Source organism: Bradyrhizobium sp. AZCC 2230 (assembly GCF_036924495.1).
GTDB classification, from domain to species: Bacteria; Pseudomonadota; Alphaproteobacteria; order Rhizobiales; family Xanthobacteraceae; genus Bradyrhizobium; species Bradyrhizobium rifense.
This window is the reverse complement of sequence record NZ_JAZHRS010000001.1, coordinates 5,582,267-5,601,251: the sequence shown is the minus strand read 5'-3', so window position 1 is coordinate 5,601,251 and position 18,985 is coordinate 5,582,267. Positions and strand designations below refer to the sequence as shown.

Genomic DNA, 18,985 nt, shown 5'->3' with positions numbered 1-18,985 from the left:
GATCCACCGGAGTTGTACGGAGCGGCCGCGCCGGGCCTTGCCGCGCCGCGCGAATGATGGTCGATTTTAAGTGCGAATCAGTTTTGCGTTCTGCCCAGACATCCCCAGGATAGCAGATCGCATCAGGCGGATTTTCCGGCCGGTTCGGTATGCTTTTAGGGCGTAGCCCGGTTGGCGCGAAGCGAAATCGGGGATAGGGCCGTGTCCAATCCATCACCGTCACCCTGAGGTGGCCGCTTCTTCAGCGGCCCTCGAAGGGCGACGGGCCGGCTGCATCTGGGCCGTTCATCCTTCGAGGCTCACCCTGGCGCGCCAATGCGCACCAGGGATCGCACCTCAGGATGACGGGGCTGCCATCGCGAGCCTCTACTGCGTATGCCACCTTCTCCCCATATCCAAACCCTATTGTGCTGTGCGTCGTCCGCGGTTTATGAGCTGCGGCAAAGCCGCCATTCATGGAGATTCTATGCCAGCCCCAGGCCAAAGCCCTGAGCGGAGCGCGAAGGCGCTGCTGCTTGAAGGTGTCAACGACAGCGCTGTGGATCTGTTCAAGGGCGCGGGCTTCACCAATGTCGAGCGCCTGACCAAGGCGCTGGATGGCGAGGCGCTGCGCCAGGCGCTCAAGGGTGTCTCGCTGCTCGGCATCCGCTCCCGCACCCAGATCACCGACGAGGTGCTGGAGGCCGCCGACGGGCTGCTCGCGGTCGGCTGCTTCAGCGTCGGCACCAACCAGGTCGATCTGCTGGCGGCGCGCAAGCGCGGCATTCCCGTGTTCAACGCGCCGTTCTCCAACACGCGCAGCGTCGCCGAGCTCGTGATCGGCGAGATCGTGATGCTGCTGCGGCAGATCTTTCCGCGCTCGGTGTCGGCCCATGACGGTGGCTGGGACAAATCCGCGACCGGCAGCCGCGAGGTGCGCGGCCGCACGCTCGGCATCATCGGCTACGGCAATATCGGCTCGCAGCTCTCGACGCTCGCGGAAGCCATGGGCATGCGGGTGATCTATTACGATCGCACCGACAAGCTCCGCCATGGCAACACCGAGCCGGTCGACAAGCTGGAAGAGCTGCTGGCGCAGAGCGACGTCGTCAGCCTCCACGTGCCGGAGACGCCGGAGACCGCCGGCATGATCGGCGAGAACGAGCTGCAGGCGATGAAGCCGGGCTCGTTCCTGATCAACAACAGCCGCGGCACCGTGGTCGATCTCGATGCGCTCGCAGGCGCGCTGCGTGACGGCCACATCGCCGGTGCCGCCATCGACGTGTTTCCGGTCGAGCCGTCCTCGAATGCGGAGCGGTTCAAGAGCCCGATGCAGGGCCTCGGCAACGTCATCCTCACGCCGCATGTCGGCGGCTCGACCGAAGAGGCGCAGGAGCGCATCGGCGGCGAGGTCGCGCGCAAGCTGGTCGACTATTTCATCACGGGATCGACCATGGGCGCGGTGAATTTCCCGGAGGTGCAGCTGCATTTGCGTCCCTCCGGCGTGCGTTTCAGCCACGTCCATCGCAACGTGCCGGGCATGCTGCGCCGGCTGAACGAGGTGTTCCTCCAGCGCGACATCAACATCGCCGCGCAATATCTGGAGACGGCGGGCGACCTCGGCTACGTCGTGCTGGACGCCGATCTCGGCGGCGAGGATTCAGGCGCGCTGCTGGCTCAGATCGGCGCGCTCGAAGGCACGGTCGGCGCGCGGCTGGTGTTCGAGCACTAGAGCGTTTTCGAGCGAAGTGGACACCGGTTCGCGTAAAGAAAACGCGTCAAAACAAGAGTCTGCCGCCGTCACGTTCCGGTTGCATTACGAGGCGTAAGCTCTCTAAACTGCTGTCGTCTTCGGCGTGTGACAAATCGCGTCGAATTTGAGCTTCAGTTGTGTGAGTGTCCGCCATGGAACGGGACGCCGTACTGATTGATCTCGCGCTTCAGGGCGGCGGTTCGCATGGCGCCTTCTCCTGGGGTGTGCTCGACCGCCTGCTGGAGGAAAAGTGGCTGACGATCGCCGCGATCTCCGGAACCTCCGCAGGCGCGATGAACGCGGCGGTGCTCGCGGATGGCTGGACGGCCGGCGGCGCCCAGGGCGCGCGTGATGCGCTGGAACAATATTGGCGCCGTGTCTCGAAGGCTGCGGCCTTCAGCCCGCTGCAGCGTTCGCCGCTCGATCGGCTGATGGGGCGCTGGACGCTCGATACGTCGCCTTTCTACATTTTCACTGATTTGATGTCGCGGGTGCTGTCGCCCTACGATCTCAATCCGACCGGTTACAATCCGTTGCGCGCGGTGCTGGCCGAGAGCATCGATTTCGAGCGGCTCGCGCGCTCGCCGATCCAGCTCTTCATCACCGCGACGCGGGTGCGCACCGGCCGCGGCCGCATCTTTCGCAACGCCGAGATCACGGCGGACGTGCTGCTGGCGTCGGCCTGCCTGCCGACCATGTTTCGTGCGATCGAGATCGATGGCGAGCCCTATTGGGACGGCGGCTATGCCGGCAACCCGACCATTACGCCGCTGGTGCGCGAGAGCGATGCGCACGACACCATCCTCGTTCAGATCAATCCGACCGAGCGGCTGGAGGAGCCGCGGACGGCCGCGGAGATCCTCAACCGTCTCAACGAGATCTCCTTCAACTCGCCGCTGATGAAGGAGCTGCGCATGATCGCGCTGCTGCGCCAGGCCGCCGATCCCGGCAGCGGCGAGGGCGCGCGCTGGGCGAAAATGCGGACACATCGCGTCAAGAGCGACATGCTGGCGAAATTCGGGTCATCGTCGAAACTCAATGCGGAATGGGAATTCGTCTCGATGCTACGCGCCGAGGGCCGCACGGCCGCGGAGGCGTTCCTCGCAGAACACGGTGCGGATATCGGCCGGCAATCGACCGCCGATCTCGATGTCCTCCTGGCGGAGTGCTGAGGCATGGGGCTTCTCGGCCTCTTCGTCGGGCTCGGCCTGCTCGTCCTGTTTGCCTTTCGCGGCTGGAGCGTGCTGCTGCTCGCGCCGGTTGCCGCGCTCGTTGCCGCGCTGTTTGGTGGCCAGCCGTTGCTGGCGAATCTGACACAGGTTTTCATGGTGAATGCCGCGGGATTTCTGGCGCAGTTCTTCCCGATCTTCCTGCTCGGCGCCGTCTTCGGCAAACTGATGGACGACAGCGGCGCGGTGACGTCGGTTGCCGCCTTCATGGCCAAGCGTCTCGGCGAGCGCCGCGTGATCCTTGCGGTCGTGCTGGCCGGCGCGCTCGTCACCTATGGCGGTGTCAGCCTGTTCGTCGCGTTCTTCGTCATCGTGCCGATGGCACGTTCGCTGTTTCGCGCGGCTGCGATTCCGCGCCGGCTGATTCCGGCTGCGATCGTGTTGGGGACGTCGACCTTCACCATGTCGGCGCTGCCGGGTACGCCATCGATCCAGAATGCGATCCCGATGCCGTTCTTCGGTACGACGCCCTTTGCCGCGCCGGGCCTCGGCATCATCGCGTCGCTCATCATGCTCGGCGCGGGATTGTGGTGGCTGCATCGCGCCGAAGCCAAGGCTCGCCGTGCCGGGGAAGGCTATGGCGATGACGTCGAGGATGCGACCAAGCGCGCCGCCGCCGACGAGCTCGTGCGTGAACGCGCGACCACGGCACGGGAGTTCGATCCGGCGGAAATGCAGCATGGCCATCGCAGCGATCAGCCGTCACCGGTCCTGAGTGCCGTCCTGCCGCTGATCGTCGTCGTGGCCGTCAACCTCGTGATGTCCCTCGTGGTGCTGCCGCGGCTCGACGTTTCCTATCTCGCCGAGCAACGCTTTGGCGAGACGTCACTCGCCGCCGTCGCGGGCGTGTGGTCGGTCGCGGTTGCCTTGACCGCGGCGATCGTCACGACCATCGCGCTGAACTGGACGCGGCTGCCGGCATTGCGGCAGACCATGGACGCCGGCGCAAATGCGTCGGTGCTGCCCGCGTTCAGCGTCGCCAGCCTTGTTGGATTCGGTGCGGTTGTCGCTTCGCTGCCTGCGTTCGCGCTGGTGCGCGAGTGGGTGCTCGCGATCGAAGGCGGACCGCTGGTCTCGCTCGCGGTCGCGACTAACATCCTGGCGGCGCTGACCGGCTCGGCGTCGGGCGGCCTGACCATTGCGCTGGACGCGCTCGGCCAGACCTATGTCGAGCTCGCCGCGCGCACCGGCATCGACCTTGCGTTGATGCACCGCGTGGCGGTGATCGGCTCGGGGACGCTGGACATCCTGCCGCACAATGGTGCGGTGGTCAGCCTGCTCGCGATCTGCGGCCTGACCCATCGCGACAGCTATCTGGACATCGTGATGGTGGGCATCGTGACGTCGCTGCTGGCGCTGGTAGCCGTGATTGCGATCGGTAGTGCGCTGGGATCGTTCTGACCTGGATACAAATGTCAATGAATTGACGCGCCCGTGAAGGTCGCTTTGAATGCGGCCAACTGCAGAACGTAAAAACCAAGAAAGCCGGATGGAAACGATGACGCTCATAAGGGCAAGACTGTGCGCATGGCTGGTGGGGACGGCAGCAGTGCTGGGCGCGACCGGCGCGTTCGCGGCAACGCTGGCCGAGGACGCGGATACCGTCTGCAAAGGTCTCGCCGGTGACGCGGATGCCGTCAAGATCGACACCGCGACGTTGCAGACAGCGTCTCAGCTCGCCGTCGCCGAGCGTGGACCGACGCCGTCGGGACGCATCACGCCGGCCAATCCGGTCTTCTGCAAGGTGCTCGGCCATATCGAGCCTGTCGATCCCAAGGCGCCGCCGGTCAAATTCCAGGTCAATCTGCCCGTCGAATGGAACGGGCGCTCGGTGCAATATGGCGGCGGCGGCTTCAACGGCGTGCTGATCACCGGCCTCGGTTTGCCGCCGGCCTATCCCTTCGACAAGCCGTCGCCACTCGCGCGCGGTTTTGTTACCTACGGCACAGATTCGGGGCATGAATCCAAGCCGGGCGAGCCGCCGCAGTTGTTCGCGCTCAACGACGAAGCGTTCGAGAATTTTGCCCATCGCGCCTACAAGAAGGTTCGCGACGCAGCGGTCGGGCTGATGCAGCGCGCCTATGGCAAGAAGCCGGACAAGATGTACTTCATGGGCTCGTCCGAAGGCGGCCGTGAAGGCCTGACCATGGCGCAGCGCTACCCCGACGATTTCGACGGGATCTTTGCGCGCGTGCCCGTTATCAACTGGGTTGGCCTGCAGCATGCGGGCACCCGCTCCGGCCTCGTCACCATGGGCGAAGGCTGGATCAATCCGGCGCAGGTCAAGCTTGTCGGCGATGCCGTGCGCACGGCCTGCGACAAGGCGGACGGATCCGACGACGCGCTGGTGCAGGACCCCGTCGCTTGCAGGGCGGCGTTCAAGGTCGAGACATTGCGTTGCGCCGACGGCAAGAGCGGCGATCAGTGCCTCACCGACGCCCAGATCAAGGCGGTCGACACGCTGCATGCCACCTACAAATTCCCGTTCACGCTCGCCAATGGTCTCGACGACTATCCGGGCTGGGGCGTGTCGGGCGAGGACACGCCGGCGATCGGGCCGACCGGCGGCTGGATGGCGTGGTGGCTCGGCGCCGCGCCGCCGGCGCAGCCGCCCGCGCCCAACAACGGCATCGCCTGGATCTATGGTGCCGGCGGCATTCAATACGTGTTCGCGCGCGATCCCAAGCTCGACGTCACCACCTACAAGGTGGAGGACCACAAGGCGCGGCTGCTCGAAGTGTCGAGCCTGATGGATTCGACCGATCCCGATCTCAGCCGGTTCCGCGCCCGCGGCGGCCGGCTGATCATGCTCGAGCACATGGCGGACTACGCGCAAAGCCCCTATGCCGGCATCCGCTATTTCGAGAGTGTCGAGCGCAAGCTCGGCAAGGCCGAGACCGCCGAGTTCGCGCGGCTCTATACCGCGCCCGGCGTCGACCATGTCGGCTCCGGCGCACCCGCCAATGTCGATATGCTGAGCGCGCTGGTCGACTGGGTCGAGAAGGGAACGGCGCCCGGCGACCTCGAGGTCACCGAGCAGAAGGTCGAGGCACCGTCATTCGCGGTGACGCGCGCGATGCCGCTGTGCCGCTGGCCGGGCTGGCCGCACTACAAGTCCGGCCCTGTGACCGAGGCGGCGAGCTTCACCTGCGCGCCATAGAAGCAATTGCGAACAGCGGGTGATGGCGGCGGATCTACCCCGCCGCCATGGCCTGTGCGCCGCCAAGCAATTGCGCATTGAGCCGACCTCCGGAGAACAGCATGTCGTCGAGGGCTTCGTCGATATCGGCCGACGTCACGGAGTTGCCGCCGTCGCGCGCCAGGCTCGCCTGTGCCAGCCGTCGCATCAACTCCTTGATAAACGCGCAACTCGTGCCCTCGCTGCGGCGGGCTGCCTCAGTGATGACCGCCTCGCCGAGCGGCAGTCCCTTGCCGTAGAGCCGGACCAGCTTGCCGCGGCCAGGCTCGTCGGGGAGCGGCACTTCGATCGCCTGGTCGATGCGGCCCGGGCGACCCGCAAGCGCTCCTTCGAGGTCCTCGGGCCGGTTGGTGGTCAGGACGAACAGGATGTCCGCATCCTCCTTCAGTCCGTCCATCTCGTTGAGCAGCTTGTTCAGCATGGATTCCTCGCACGGTCCCATGTCGTCGCGATCGCGGGCGATCAGATCGACGTCCTCGATCACCACCATCGACGGCTGCAGCAGCCGCGCCAGGCTCATATAGGCGCCGAGCAGGCCGATCTGCTCGGCTGTGATGATCAGCGTCGTATGACCGGGCAAATGTGTCGCGAGATAGCGGATCGTGTGGGTCTTGCCGGTGCCCGGTGGCCCATACAGCAGGATGCCCTTGCGCGTCGACTGGCCAAGCCGGCGCAATTGATCGCGGGTGCCGACGAAGGTCAGCACATTGCGATCGAGCAGCCGCAGGGTCTGCTCAGGCAGGATCACATCGTTGCGCGCGACCTGCGGTAACCGATGCACGGTGATGCCGCGCGAGCGCCCGCGATAGTCGGAGTCGGCATCGAGCGACAGGATCTTGCCACGATAGGTCCGTGCGGCCTGGACGGCTTCTTCCAACTCGCTGAAGCATTGCTGGACCAGGGCCGCACCTGCCGAGCCCGATGGCACCAGGATCTCGATCCGAATTCCCGGCTCGCGGCTGTATTCGCGGTGCGCGCAGAGCAAGACCGCATAGCGGAGATGATCCTGCTCACATAGCCACAGTCCGTTATCCAGACACTTGACCGGGCTCTTCTCGCCGACGTCGACGTCGGAATATTGCAGAGGGGCAATCGCGACCGCATATCGGCCGCTCTTGAGAAGTCGCGAAATCGACAGCGTTTCGTAGCGCTGCTCCTCGTTCAGCCCGAACAACCGGATGGCTTTCCCGAAGAGACGGTCGATCGCGGCCTGGACATCGACTCGCATGTGGCCGGGAAATTGGCGGATCGTGGTCACGAGTTTGCTGCGCGCGGTGCCGGCAAAGTGCCAGTCAAGCACGTCGCAAGCAAAGTCGAAATTCTCTTCCTGTTCGCTTGCGGGCTCATCGGCCGCACGGATGCACTCGCTGCACAGCCAGATCGTGCGGTTGCCGATCCGAACATCCGTCTGCCCCTCGGGCTTGCCGCAGAGTTCGCAAGGAGTCTTGATCGCCTCGAGCATGACCTGCAGTTTGTGGCCGGCCAGGCCGATGGATTGTTGCGCGGATTTGAAAAGGGCTTCCGCGACCGATTGCGGGTAAGGCCCGCAAACTGCTCTTTCCTTCTGCTCGATCTGAGTGATCAGCGCGGTCGCTTCGCGCTCCGATTTGCCGAAAACCTGACGGAGCAAATCCATCACGAATTGGTCTGGGGTGTCGTCGTCATTATGGATTACGAGCTGGGTCGGCTGGTTCTCACCACGCATACTATTCATCACGAAAGGTCTCCTGGACAATCTATGATTGAATAGAACGAATAGGGAACATAAAAAGAAGCGGCCGTCAAGCGTGACGGCCGCTTTAATCTCAATCGATGGGCGAGCCCTTAGTGCGCGCCGCCACCGCCGGCCGACTTCACCCGGCGCGTCAGCAGCACCGCGATCGCGGCAAGCACCAGCACCACGCCGATCACCGCAAACGTGTCGGAGAAGCCCATCACCAGCGCCTGGCGCTTCACCGTCTTGCCGAGCGCGATGATGGCCTGCTCGCGCGCGGCGTTGGGGTCGGGCACGCCATGGGCGATGAAGTAGTCCGTCATCTGTGCGATGCGGGTGCGGACTTCCTCGCGGCCGAGCGTGACGGAGTGGCCGATGATGTTGGAGTGGAACTGCTCGCGCTTGGTGACGATGGTTGCCAACACCGCGGTGCCGATGGCGCCGCCGAGGTTGCGCATCATGTTGGAGATGCCGGAGGCGGCGGGCGCGTCCTGCGGCGCGACGCTGCCGAGGCTGAGCGCTGAGATTGGCGCCAGCGTCAGCGCCTGGCCGATTGCGCGCACGATGTTAGGCACCAGCAACTGATCGCCCGAATAGTCGAGCGACATCTGGATGTTCATGAACGAGCTCGCGGCGAACAGCAGCAGGCCGGCGGCTGCGATATAGCGAATATCGAACCGCTGCATCAGTTTCGGCACCAGCGGAATCAGCAGGAGCTGCGGCAGGCCGGTCCAGGCCAGCACGTTGCCGATCTGCTCGGCATTGTAGCCTTGCACCTGGCCAAGATAGGCGGGCAGAAGATACACCGAGCCAAACAGCGCGAAACCAAGGAAGATCGAGGCGAACGTGCCGATGCCGAAATTCCACTGCGTCAGCAGGCGCAGACGCAGCAGCGGCTTCTCGATCACCAGTTCATTATAGATGAACAGCGACAGGCTGATCGCAGAGATGATCGCAAGCCGCACGATGAAGGGCGAGCCGAACCAGTCGTCCTTGTTGCCTTCTTCCAGCACGGCCTGCAGCGATGCCAGGCCGACTGCCATGGTCGCGATGCCGAACCAGTCGCCTTCGCGCAACAGTCCCAGATTCAGCGGCTGGCGCTCCAGCGTGAAGAACAGCGTGGTCACCATGACCGCCGTTGGCAGCACGTTGACGAAGAAGATGGTCTGCCAGCCGTAATTCTCGGTGAGATAGCCGCCGATGGTCGGCCCGATCGCGGGCGCAAAGGTCACCGCGAGCGAGAACATCGCAAGGCCGATCGGCTGCTGGCCCTTCGGCAGCTTGGTGAAGACCAGCGTGAAGGCCATCGGGATCAGCACGCCGCCGAAGAAGCCCTGGAAGCCGCGCATCGCGATCATCGACGGCAGATCGTGGGTGAAGGCGCAGGCAACCGAGAACGCTGCAAACAGCGTCGCGAAGCTCAGCATGATGTTGCGGAACGAGAACACCCGCGACAGATAGTCTGTCAGCGGGATCACAATGATCTCGCCGATCAGGTATGACGTCGAGATCCAGGATCCGTTGTCGACGCCCGTGCCGATGCCGCCCTCGATGTTGAGCAGCGAAGCGTTGGTGATCTGGATGTTCAGGATCGCCATGAAGGCGCCGATCATCGCGGCGAAGACGGCGATCCAGACCGTGGCGCTGGCGCGATTGGGATCAGCTGCGACGCGCTCAGGCGTCGCGGCCGGAATTGCGGGTGCTGGCGTCGAGATTGAGAGGCTGTTTGACATGGCACGACCCTCCAGAAACAAGCTTCGCTTTAGGCGTCGTTGCGGCTTGCGCGGTCGGCGCTGAACGGGTTGCGATCGTCGGGATCACGGACATGCCGGGCCGCAGCTCGATCGCAGGCTGCGTTTCGGCATCCAGCGCGATCTTCACGGGGATGCGCTGCACGATCTTGGTGAAGTTGCCGGTGGCGTTGTCAGGCGGCAGCAGGGCGAACTCCTGGCCGCTGGCCGGCGCGATGGAATCGACGTGACCGTGCACCACCTGGCCCGGGAACGTATCGACCTCGATCTCGACCTGCTGTCCGGCGCGGACATTGGTGAGCTGGGTCTCCTTGAAATTGGCCACCACATAGGCGCCTTCGGCGGGCACGATCGACATCAACTGCGTGCCGGCCTGCACGAACTGGCCGACGCGGAGCGTGCGGTTGCCGATGACGCCGTCGATCGGGGAGACGATCGTGGTGTAGCCGAGATTGAGCTCGGCCTGATGCTGAAGTGCGGCGGCGCGGGCTGCGGCGGCGTTGGCTTGCGCGATCTCGGCTTTCAGGAGCTCGATTTGCTTGAGGGCGGAAGCGAGATTGGCGGTGTCGCGCTGGATCGCTGCGTCGGCGCCGGCGTTGCGCGACTGTGCCTGCTGCGCGTTTTGCACGCTGCCATAGCCAGTCGCGGCGAGATCGGTGTAGCGCTTGTTCTCCTGCTGCGCGAAGGTCTTTGCGGCCGTGTCGACATCGACGGTCGCCTTGGCTGCGGCGATCACCGCGTCCTGAACATCGAGCTGCGCCTGCTTGCTTGTGATCGTCGCCTTCGCCGCGGCGACATCGGCCTTGGCCTGGTCGAGCGCGACGCGGAAGTCGCGGTCGTCGATCCGGGCCAGCACCTGGCCGGCCTTCACATGCTCGTTATCGCCGACCACGACCCGGTCGAGATAGCCACTGACCTTCGGCGCGATGGTGGTGTTGTCGGCCTTCACGTAGGCGTCATCGGTGGAGACGAGGAAGCGGCCGACGGTCCAGTAATCGTAGCCATACCAGCCGGCGCCGGCGAGGGCCGCGATCGCCACCCCGGCAAGTAACAGCTTGCGAAGGTTGAGTTTCCGGCGCGGGGCGGGGCCCGGCACGATGGGCAGGACGCCTTCCGGCGCGGGTGTTGGAACCACATTGGGCTCAGTCTTGGACGGGGTGGTGTGCACGGTCAAGGCCGGCTCCCTGAATTAGGAAACTTGACGATTTCCAAAATAGGACTAGCTTTGGGATAGTCAATGGAATGACAGGCATCATCTAAAAACATGGCTCAGGCAAAACCGTCGTCAGAATGCCGTCCGCGCGGACGGCCGCCGGTGCGCAGCGACGAGGAGACGAAGCGAATCGTCCTCGAAGCCGCGCGGCACACATTCGCCGTCGATGGCTACGCAGCAACCAGCACCGAGGAACTGGCGCGCGGCGCCGGCATCTCCACCAAGACTCTCTATCGGCTGTTTCCGGGCAAGGCGGCACTGTTCGAGGCGATGTGCGCTGACCGGCTCGATCGGTTGCTCTCCGACGTCAATTTGCAGGCCAACAATCAGGCCGACATCGCAACCAGTCTGGCCGCTGTGCTTGTCGCCTGTGCCGATCTCGCGCTCGATCCTGAGGTCGTGGCCCTGCAGCGCATGGTCCTGCAGCAATCGGCCACGTTCCCCGATCTTGCCGCGAATTTCTACCGGGATGGGATCGCGCGCACCGCGGCGGCGCTCGCGGGATGGCTCCGCGATCAGGTCAAGAAGAAGCGCCTTGCACTCGATAATTTCGACGAAGCCGCCGGAATGATGATTGGCATGATGGTGTCAGCGCCTCAGCGTGCGGCGATCTACGCAAGCCTGACACTGCCCTCGCGCGAGGAGATAGAGAGGCGGGCACAAATATGCGCTGCAATTCTCCTCGACGGTTGTCGCGGGCCGTCGAGCAATTAGCAGCCGCAGGTTTTGACAATCAGCCGGCGTGCGTTTATATGCTTCGCATGCGAAATAAATCGCCTGAGGCGAAGCATCATCGGCTGATCTATCTGCTGAGCGTTGCGCAGCGCCGTTTGCAGCGCTGGATGGCGGCGCAGCCCTCGAGCGAAGTGACGCCGGCGCAGGCGGGGTTGTTGTTCATCCTCGGCAAACAGGACGGCGTCCTGATGGGCGAGGCGGGTGCGGCGCTCGATATGGGGCCGGCCGGCATTTCCGGTCTGGTCGACCGCACGGCGTCGGCAAGGCTGGTCGAGCGGCGGGCCGATCGCGAGGACGGCCGCGCCTGGCGCGTGTGGCTGACGCCGAAAGGCCGCACCGTGCTGGCACAGGCGAAGACCGACGCGACCGCGGTCAATGCGGCCCTGACGGAGGGATTCACCAGCGCGGAGATCGACATCGTCGCACGCTGGCTGACGAGCATTCAAGACAAGTTTCCAAGAGATCCCATAAGCGACCCCACAAGAGATCCAGAGGACTAAGAGGAGAGACAAATGACCGAGCATGTGCGAGTTGAAACCAACAACGGCATTCTCACGCTCACCCTGGCGCGCCCCGACAAGAAGAACGCGCTGACGGATGCGATGTACGCCAAGCTTGCGGATACCATCGAAGCCGCCGAATTCGACCCGTCCGCGCGCGTGCTGCTGATCCGCGGCGAGGGCGACATGTTCACCGCCGGCAATGATGTCGGTGAGTTCGCGGCCGTCGCCGCTGGCAAGTCGGAAGGAAGCCGCAACGTCGTGCGCTTCCTTCAGTCGCTGGCGCGCAGCACCCGGCCGCTGGTCGCAGCCGTGCAGGGCCGCGCCGTCGGCGTCGGCACCACGATGCTGCTGCATTGCGACCTCGTCGTGCTCGCCGACAACGCGCAATTGTCGACGCCGTTCGTCAGTCTCGCGCTGGTGCCGGAAGCTGCCTCCAGCCTGCTGATGCCGGCGCGCATCGGCTATGCCCGCGCTTACGAGATGTTCGCGCTCGGCGAAACCGTGCCGGCCAAGGCCGCGCTGGAATGGGGCCTCGCCAACCGCGTGGTGCCGCTCGACAAGCTCGACGCCGAGGCGCTGGCGCTCGCCCAGCGTCTTGCCCGACAGCCGGCCGGTGCACTCACCGCGACCAAGAAACTGATGCGCAACGGCGAGGCGCTGGTGGCGCAGATGAATGCGGAAGGCGAGCAGTTCGCGCAGCGCCTGCGCACGGCGGAGGCGCGCGAGGCGTTCACCGCCTTTGCCGAGCGCCGTCCGCCGGATTTCACGAAGGTTTCGTGACGCCGGGGCCTGCTCAAGGGTTTGGCAAATCGGAACTCCCGGCATTGACTCAAACCTTAACTGAACATTGGCATGTCGCGGTGCATGGTGGCCTCTCTTGGAAGAGTAGGCCCCTGACCCATGGCAATGTTTAAGAAATCGGTAAGTTCGCTTCTCCTGACCCTGATGGCCCTGCTGGCGGCCGGCGCATTGGCCTCTACCGCGATCCAGATGTTCGGGGCCTTCGGCCGCTACAGCGATAGTCTCGAAACCGCGAGGCTCGCCGCCGCCGACAAGGCGATCTTCCATGGTGTGCTCGCGCTGCGCAATAATCGTGGCGATGCTCAGAGCGCGATCCTCGGCGAAGATGATCCGCGGACAAAACTTGCCGAAGCGGAGAAGGCCGAGCAGGGCGGCTATGAAGGCGTGAGCACAGCGATAGCCAGCGTCGACTTCGCCCGGCGCGATGAGCTTGCGAGCACGCTGAAGCAGCTGTGGGGTGAAGCCGCGCCGCAATTCCAACTGTTTTATGACGAGGCCAAGCGCCCGCGCGCCGAGCGCAAGATCGAGCGGACCAATTCCTGGTATGATGCCGTCAACAAGGTCATCGACACCGCGAACCTCGCCTCTACCGCAGTGTCGAACCGTGCCTGGATGAACGATCCCTACATCGCCCGCATGATCCAGGTCCGCCGCTTCGCCTGGCAGGTGCGCGACCGCTATGGCATCCATTGTTCGATGCTGCGCTCGAACGTCAACAGCAGCAAGCAGCTCGACGATGGGCAGAAGCGATCGCTGGCGCAATGGGACGGCACCATCGCCTCCGGCTGGGCGGGCATGGCCGAGTTGCTCGCAGCGCCTGATGTGAGCGCGGAACTGGTCACGGCAGCGTCGGATGCGAAGGCCAAGACCGACGGCGTCCTGAAGCAGATCGGCGATCTCACCAAGAACTTTGACGGCAGCGGCAAGCCGGCGATGCCCGCTTCGGAATGGAACACGCTGTGCCAATCGCCGTTCCCGCTGATCGTTGCGGTTGCGACCAAAGCGCTCGATCAGTCGATCGCGCGTGCCGAGACGGTGCAGGCGAAGGCGCTGACCAATCTCGTGATCCAGTCGCTCGCGTTCCTCGTCGCGCTCGCCGTGACGCTCGCCGGTGTTTACGTCGTGCGCAACCGCTTGATGCGTCCAGTGCGCGCCATCTTGGATGCCATCGCGCGCATCAGCGCCCGCGACTACGCGACGCCCGTCCCGCAATCGCGTTACCCCGACGAGTTCGGCACCATGGCCGCCGCGCTCGAAAGCCTGCGCGAGAGCGCGGCGACCGCGGAACGTCTGGGCCAGGAACGCGAATCGCAGCAGGCGCTGCAGCTCGCCCGTTCCGGTACCGTGGACGACGCGTGCCGCAGTTTCGACGACACCGTGCAGGCTGTGATCCACAGCGTCGCCGCGTCGGCCAAGGAGCTCGATGCGACCGCGACCGATGTGCGTACGCTGGTGTCGGAATCGAGCAGCCAGACGGCTGCGGTCTCCTCCGCCGCCGAGCAGGCCACCAACAATCTCGAAAGCATTGCGGCTGCGACCGAGGAGCTCTCGGCCTCCGTCGGCGAAATCTCCGCACAGGTGCAGTCCAGCGCACGCGATGCGCGCGAAGCGGTGTCGCAGGTCGCGCAGACCAACGCCACTGTCGAGATCCTCGACCAGACCGCGGGCCGCATCAGCGAGGTCGTGAAGATGATTCACGCCATCGCCGGCCAGACCAATCTGCTCGCCTTGAACGCGACCATTGAGGCGGCCCGCGCCGGCGAAGCCGGCCGCGGCTTCGCGGTGGTTGCCGGCGAGGTCAAGAGCCTCGCGGCGCAAACCGCGACCGCGACCGAGGAAATCTCGCGCCAGGTCGAGGAGATCCAGGGTGCGACCGGGCAGGCGGTCGCCGCCATCCGCTCGATCGGCGGTGCCATCAGCGGTATCGACGAGAAGATGACCGCAATCGCCGCCGCCGTCGAACAGCAGCGCGCGGCCACCACCGAAATCTCGCGCAACTTCCAGCATGCCGCCCAGGGCACCCGTGAGGTCACCGATACCATCGGCAGCGTCGCCAAGCTCAACCAGGAGACCGGCAACGCCGGCTCGGTGCTGACCCAGTCCGTGACCAAGATGTCGGCCGATGCCGACCGTCTCCGCGTCGCGGTCGAGGGCTTCCTTGGCGCGGTGAAGACCGCTTAAGCTCCCATTCCCTGTTCCAACGGCAAGTGGATCGGCATTGCCGTGCGCGCGTGCGCGCTGTAAATGGTAGCGGTACCATGCTCCAACAGCTCGCGGGCGCATCAAAACTAACGACGGGAATACAGGGAGATAATTTCGATGCCGGTCACCCCACACAAGGCCCAGCGCCCCTATCGCGGCGTGTTCCCGGTCGCACCCACCATCTTCGACGAGCGCGGCGAGCTCGACCTGGACGGCCAGCGTCGCTGCATCGATTTCATGATCGATGCCGGTTCGCACGGCATTTGCATTCTCGCCAATTTCTCCGAGCAGTTCGTGCTGACCGACGCCGAGCGCGAGACCGTGATGCATGCCGTGCTGGAGCATGTCGCGGGCCGCGTGCCCGTGATCGTCACCACCACGCATTTCAGCTCGGCCGTGTGCGCGGCGCGCAGCCAGCAGGCCGAGGCTGCCGGTGCGGCCATGGTGATGGTCATGCCACCCTATCACGGCGCCACCTTCCGGGTGCCGGAGAAAGGCATCGTCGAATTCTTCAAGGTGCTCTCGGGCGCGATCAACATCCCGATCATGATCCAGGATGCGCCGGTGGCGGGCACGCCACTGTCAGTCGAGCTGCTGGCGCGGCTGGCGCGCGACTTCGGCAACATCCGCTATTTCAAGATCGAGGTCGCAGGCGCGGCGTCAAAGCTCAGGAGCCTGATCGAGGCGGGCGGCAAGGATATCGAGGGTCCCTGGGACGGTGAGGAGGCGATCACGCTGCTCGCCGATCTCGATGCAGGCGCGACCGGCGCCATGACCGGCGGCGGCTATCCCGACGGCATTCGCCAGATCATCGATCCCTATTTTGCCGGCAAGCGCGAGGAGGCGAAGGCCGCCTATGAACGCTGGCTGCCGCTGATCAACTACGAGAACCGCCAATGCGGCCTGATCGCCTGCAAGGCGATGATGCAGGCCGGCGGTGTGATCAAGTCGGACGCGGTGCGGCATCCGCTGCAGCCGCTGCATCCGGCGACGCGCGCGGGATTGCTGGAATTGGCCAAGGAGCGTGACGCGCTGGCGCTGCGCTGGGGGAAGTAGAGTCACGCACTCCGCTGTCGTAGGGTGGGCAAAGCGGAGCGTGCCCACCACCCGTTGCTGTCACGAAGAATGGTGGGCACGGCGCTTCGCGCCTTTGCCCACCCTACGAGGCCGGTGCCAGCGGCCACTCGCCGATGATCCGGAAGCGAGCCTTGGCATCATCCTGCTTAAACAGCGCGATACGATCGATCGCCAGCGCGTCGAGCTTCAGCGTGGCAAACCTCGCCCGCAGCATCTCCAGAATCGGCCCGCGCCGCTCCGCATCCAGCCGTCCCGTCAGCGTCATATGGAAGCGGAATTCTTCCATCACGTAGGGATAACCCCAGCGGTCGAGATACTCGCGCTGGCGCGCGCTGAGCTTTTCGGGTTTTCGCCGCGCGCGCTCTTCCGCTGTCAGGGCCGGACGGAAGGAATCGAAATCGCGGACACAGTCGGCTGCCAGTTGCAGGAGCGCGTCGACCGGCTCAGCCGGAATGACGGCGATGAAGCCGCTGATGGCATCGACCACCGGCTGGATCACCGGCATCGGCCGCGCCTTCGCGGCGAATGTCGCGCAGGCAGCCTTGAGCTCGGCCTCTGTGTTGCCTGATACCAGCGCCATCGGCGCCTTCAGCGTGCCGTGAAAGCCGTATTTGCGGGGATCGGCGGTAATGTCGCGCCAGTCCGGCACGGCATGCAGGGTGCCTTGCGGAAACGAAAGCTCGTCGCTCGTATAGGCATCATAGCCGAGCAACTCGGCGCCGAAGCGGGACAGCACATTGTCGGCGCCGGCGGCGAAATAGATCGCGTAGCGGGGAAAACCTGTCATTGCCGGAGCATAACCAATTTATGCCGCAACGACAGTCTCGCGCGCCGGCGCCGCCGCAGTAGCGAGCAGCCGCGTCGCATCGGTGAGATGCGCGAGCTTGCCGGCGGCGATCACCGCGACAAGCCGCGGCCGCTGCGACGCGCTATCGTCGACCAACAGGATGTCGGCGCGATGTCCGGCGGCGAGCGTGCCGCGATCGGTCAGGCCTGTGGCTTGCGCCGGTGCCGACGAGATCAGCTTCCAGGCTTCCGTCAGCGGTAGCACGCCGTCTGCGGCAAGACGGAAGGCAGCGAGCAGCGGCGCCGGATAGTAATAGTCGGATGCCAGCACCGAGCAGAGCCCCTTCGCGATCATGTCGGAGGCCTTGGTCCAGCCGGTGTGGCTGCCGCCGCGCACGACGTTCGGCGCGCCGTAGACGATGGCGTCGCCATGATCTGCGGCTTCGCGCGCCGTCTCCTCGTTGACCGGAAATTCGGCGAGCGTCACGCCGAGGCTGCGAAAATCCCGGCGCATCGCCGGAGTCGCATCGTCATGCGAGAGCATCCGCACCTCGGCGCCGCGTGCCGCTGCAGCAAGCCGGGTGATCGAAGCCGGAACATCGGCGGCACGCGACACGATACGCGCAACGAGCTTGTCGAAATCCTCGCCCGACAGCCCGGTGCGCTCCACCATGCGGTTGCGCTTGCGCGGATTGGAGATTTCGGCGACGACTCCATCCATGTGGTCGTTGAAGGCGAACAGGTCGACGCGACCCTCGGCCAGCCACCGGCCGATCTCGTCTTCGGCATCGAGATTGTAGGTCTCGTGCCGCAGGTGGAAGCGAGTGTCGGCGGCAAATTGGGGACGCTGCCGTTCGATCGCCTCGAGCAGGCGTTTTGCATTGTCGCCGCTGCGCAGGCCCGGCTCCCACGACCAGGTCGTGGCGTGGAACACCGTGGTGATGCCGTTGCTGATGACCTGGCGATCGGTGTCGGCCAGTGCGACATCGATCGGGAAATCGACGCCGGCGCGCGGCATCATCTGCCGCTCGAAGGCATCGCCATGGAGATCGACGATGCCGGGCAGCACCAGCAGGTTGCGCGCATCGATCGCGAGCCGAGAGCGGCCACGTGACGCATCGATTTGAGCAATGTCCGTTCCGGAGACGCCAAGGGAGGTTTCGGCGAGCTCGGAGCCGATCAGGGTCCGGCCACCTTCGATGAAAATGTCTGTCACGCGACCGCGCTTCGTTTGCTGGAAGAGGAACTTGCCCCTGCTTCGTATGCCGTCAGGAAATCTTCAATTGCGAGCCTGCGGAAATTGGGCAGGGCTTCACGCAATTTGTCGTGATCCCAGTCCCACCATGCCAGCCTGGCCAGCCGTCCGGCAACCGCTTCGGAGAACCGGCGCCGCACGATCCGCGCCGGATTACCGGCGACGATGGTATAGGCCGGCACGTCCTTGGTGACGATGGCACCCGCTGCGATCACCGCGCCGGTGCCGATGTTGCGGCCCGGCAGCACGACCGCGCCATGACCGATCCAGACGTCATGGCCGATATGGACGTGATGCTGACGCCGCCAGTCGAAGAAATTGGTGTCGTCGCTCTCGCCCGGAAAGTAGGCGCTGGAGCGGTAGGTGAAGTGCGCCTGGGTGGCGCGATGCATCGGATGATTGCCCGGATTGATCCGCGTCATGGCCGCGATCGAGCAGAACTTTCCGATGGTGGTGTAGGTGATCTGCGCGTCGTTGACGACGTAGGAGTAATCGCCCATCGCGACCTCATGGAGGATCGTGCGCGCGCCGACCTCGGTATAGGCGCCGAGCCGGGTCTCGTGCAGCTTCGCCGAAGGATCGATGGTCGGTTCGACCGAAAGCACTTTGCCGGCCATGTTGCATCCGAAAGCTTGAGGGTAGGCGCTCGTCTTCGAGCGGCTCGATGACAATGTCATGACGATACAATGACAGGGGATGAGGTGTGTTGCATCGCCGCACTGCACGGCGCGTGTCACACAAGTGTCAAGTGCCGGGATTAGCGGTGGACGCCAGCTACTCTGGAGCCC

The 18,985-nt window shown here is 64.8% G+C and carries 15 protein-coding genes; 9 read left to right on the top strand and 6 right to left on the bottom strand.

Annotated elements, in window-relative coordinates; genetic code table 11:
* Positions 1-466: 466 nt before the first annotated feature.
* From serA to V1280_RS26815, 4 genes are all read left to right on the top strand, one after another.
* Positions 467-1,711 (top strand): phosphoglycerate dehydrogenase, encoded by a 1,245-nt coding sequence (gene serA, locus V1280_RS26830; RefSeq protein ID WP_334531150.1) that lies wholly within the window; start codon positions 467-469, stop codon positions 1,709-1,711.
* 173 nt (positions 1,712-1,884) lie between these two features.
* A complete protein-coding gene (locus V1280_RS26825; protein ID WP_334531147.1) occupies positions 1,885-2,904 on the top strand; it encodes a patatin-like phospholipase family protein in 1,020 nt (339 codons plus the stop codon).
* Positions 2,905-2,907: 3 nt separating this feature from the next.
* On the top strand, positions 2,908-4,362 hold the full coding sequence (locus V1280_RS26820; RefSeq protein WP_334531144.1) for a GntP family permease: 1,455 nt from the start codon (positions 2,908-2,910) through the stop codon (positions 4,360-4,362).
* Between the two features lie 88 nt (positions 4,363-4,450).
* On the top strand, positions 4,451-6,121 hold the full coding sequence (locus tag V1280_RS26815; RefSeq protein ID WP_442895166.1) for a tannase/feruloyl esterase family alpha/beta hydrolase: 1,671 nt from the start codon (positions 4,451-4,453) through the stop codon (positions 6,119-6,121).
* Between the two features lie 34 nt (positions 6,122-6,155).
* Here V1280_RS26815 and V1280_RS26810 read toward each other — a convergent pair whose 3' ends face one another.
* The 3 genes from V1280_RS26810 to V1280_RS26800 all read right to left on the bottom strand — a co-directional run bounded on the left by V1280_RS26810 (position 6,156) and on the right by V1280_RS26800 (position 10,799).
* A complete protein-coding gene (locus tag V1280_RS26810) occupies positions 6,156-7,874 on the bottom strand; it encodes an ATP-dependent Clp protease adaptor ClpS (protein WP_334531138.1) in 1,719 nt (572 codons plus the stop codon).
* 110 nt (positions 7,875-7,984) lie between these two features.
* Positions 7,985-9,607: an MDR family MFS transporter gene (locus V1280_RS26805; RefSeq protein WP_334531135.1), complete on the bottom strand. Its 1,623-nt coding sequence runs from the start codon at positions 9,605-9,607 to the stop codon at positions 7,985-7,987.
* Positions 9,549-10,799 (bottom strand): HlyD family secretion protein, encoded by a 1,251-nt coding sequence (locus tag V1280_RS26800; RefSeq protein ID WP_334531132.1) that lies wholly within the window; start codon positions 10,797-10,799, stop codon positions 9,549-9,551. Before V1280_RS26800 ends, V1280_RS26805 begins: the two co-directional genes overlap by 59 nt.
* Before the next feature lie 141 nt (positions 10,800-10,940).
* On the opposite strand from V1280_RS26800, the gene V1280_RS26795 reads away from it, so the two are divergent.
* The 5 genes from V1280_RS26795 (at position 10,941) to V1280_RS26775 (ending at position 16,135) form a co-directional block, all read left to right on the top strand.
* On the top strand, positions 10,941-11,552 hold the full coding sequence (locus V1280_RS26795) for a TetR/AcrR family transcriptional regulator (RefSeq protein ID WP_334531130.1): 612 nt from the start codon (positions 10,941-10,943) through the stop codon (positions 11,550-11,552).
* 47 nt (positions 11,553-11,599) lie between these two features.
* Positions 11,600-12,073 (top strand): MarR family winged helix-turn-helix transcriptional regulator, encoded by a 474-nt coding sequence (locus tag V1280_RS26790; protein ID WP_334531127.1) that lies wholly within the window; start codon positions 11,600-11,602, stop codon positions 12,071-12,073.
* Between the two features lie 12 nt (positions 12,074-12,085).
* Positions 12,086-12,856 carry an enoyl-CoA hydratase gene (locus V1280_RS26785; protein WP_334531124.1) on the top strand — a complete coding sequence of 257 codons (771 nt, stop codon included), beginning with the start codon at positions 12,086-12,088 and terminating at the stop codon, positions 12,854-12,856.
* Positions 12,857-12,976: 120 nt separating this feature from the next.
* The gene (locus V1280_RS26780; protein WP_334531121.1) at positions 12,977-15,058 is read left to right on the top strand and encodes a methyl-accepting chemotaxis protein; all 2,082 of its coding nucleotides are present in this window, start codon (positions 12,977-12,979) and stop codon (positions 15,056-15,058) included.
* A 138-nt stretch (positions 15,059-15,196) separates the two neighbouring features.
* On the top strand, positions 15,197-16,135 hold the full coding sequence (locus tag V1280_RS26775) for a dihydrodipicolinate synthase family protein (RefSeq protein WP_148775878.1): 939 nt from the start codon (positions 15,197-15,199) through the stop codon (positions 16,133-16,135).
* A gap of 103 nt (positions 16,136-16,238) precedes the next feature.
* Here the strand turns inward: V1280_RS26775 and V1280_RS26770 are convergent, their stop codons facing one another.
* From V1280_RS26770 to V1280_RS26760, 3 genes are read right to left on the bottom strand one after another with little or no spacing between them, the layout of a single operon-like run.
* Positions 16,239-16,943 (bottom strand): DUF1045 domain-containing protein, encoded by a 705-nt coding sequence (locus V1280_RS26770; protein WP_334531116.1) that lies wholly within the window; start codon positions 16,941-16,943, stop codon positions 16,239-16,241.
* Positions 16,944-16,961: 18 nt separating this feature from the next.
* Positions 16,962-18,158 carry an alpha-D-ribose 1-methylphosphonate 5-triphosphate diphosphatase gene (locus V1280_RS26765; RefSeq protein ID WP_334531113.1) on the bottom strand — a complete coding sequence of 399 codons (1,197 nt, stop codon included), beginning with the start codon at positions 18,156-18,158 and terminating at the stop codon, positions 16,962-16,964.
* Complete coding sequence (locus V1280_RS26760) at positions 18,155-18,814, bottom strand: chloramphenicol acetyltransferase (RefSeq protein ID WP_334531110.1); 660 nt, start codon at positions 18,812-18,814, stop codon at positions 18,155-18,157. Before V1280_RS26760 ends, V1280_RS26765 begins: the two co-directional genes overlap by 4 nt.
* Positions 18,815-18,985 lie beyond the last annotated feature (171 nt).

Coding starts and splice junctions, on each gene's coding strand:
- serA (WP_334531150.1), top strand. CDS start 467: ATGCCAGCCCCAGGCCAAAGCCCTGAGCGGAGCGCGAAGGCGCTGCTG.
- V1280_RS26825 (WP_334531147.1), top strand. CDS start 1,885: ATGGAACGGGACGCCGTACTGATTGATCTCGCGCTTCAGGGCGGCGGT.
- V1280_RS26820 (WP_334531144.1), top strand. CDS start 2,908: ATGGGGCTTCTCGGCCTCTTCGTCGGGCTCGGCCTGCTCGTCCTGTTT.
- V1280_RS26815 (WP_442895166.1), top strand. CDS start 4,451: ATGGAAACGATGACGCTCATAAGGGCAAGACTGTGCGCATGGCTGGTG.
- V1280_RS26810 (WP_334531138.1), bottom strand. CDS start 7,874: ATGAATAGTATGCGTGGTGAGAACCAGCCGACCCAGCTCGTAATCCAT.
- V1280_RS26805 (WP_334531135.1), bottom strand. CDS start 9,607: ATGTCAAACAGCCTCTCAATCTCGACGCCAGCACCCGCAATTCCGGCC.
- V1280_RS26790 (WP_334531127.1), top strand. CDS start 11,600: ATGCGAAATAAATCGCCTGAGGCGAAGCATCATCGGCTGATCTATCTG.
- V1280_RS26785 (WP_334531124.1), top strand. CDS start 12,086: ATGACCGAGCATGTGCGAGTTGAAACCAACAACGGCATTCTCACGCTC.
- V1280_RS26780 (WP_334531121.1), top strand. CDS start 12,977: ATGGCAATGTTTAAGAAATCGGTAAGTTCGCTTCTCCTGACCCTGATG.
- V1280_RS26775 (WP_148775878.1), top strand. CDS start 15,197: ATGCCGGTCACCCCACACAAGGCCCAGCGCCCCTATCGCGGCGTGTTC.
- V1280_RS26770 (WP_334531116.1), bottom strand. CDS start 16,943: ATGACAGGTTTTCCCCGCTACGCGATCTATTTCGCCGCCGGCGCCGAC.
- V1280_RS26760 (WP_334531110.1), bottom strand. CDS start 18,814: ATGGCCGGCAAAGTGCTTTCGGTCGAACCGACCATCGATCCTTCGGCG.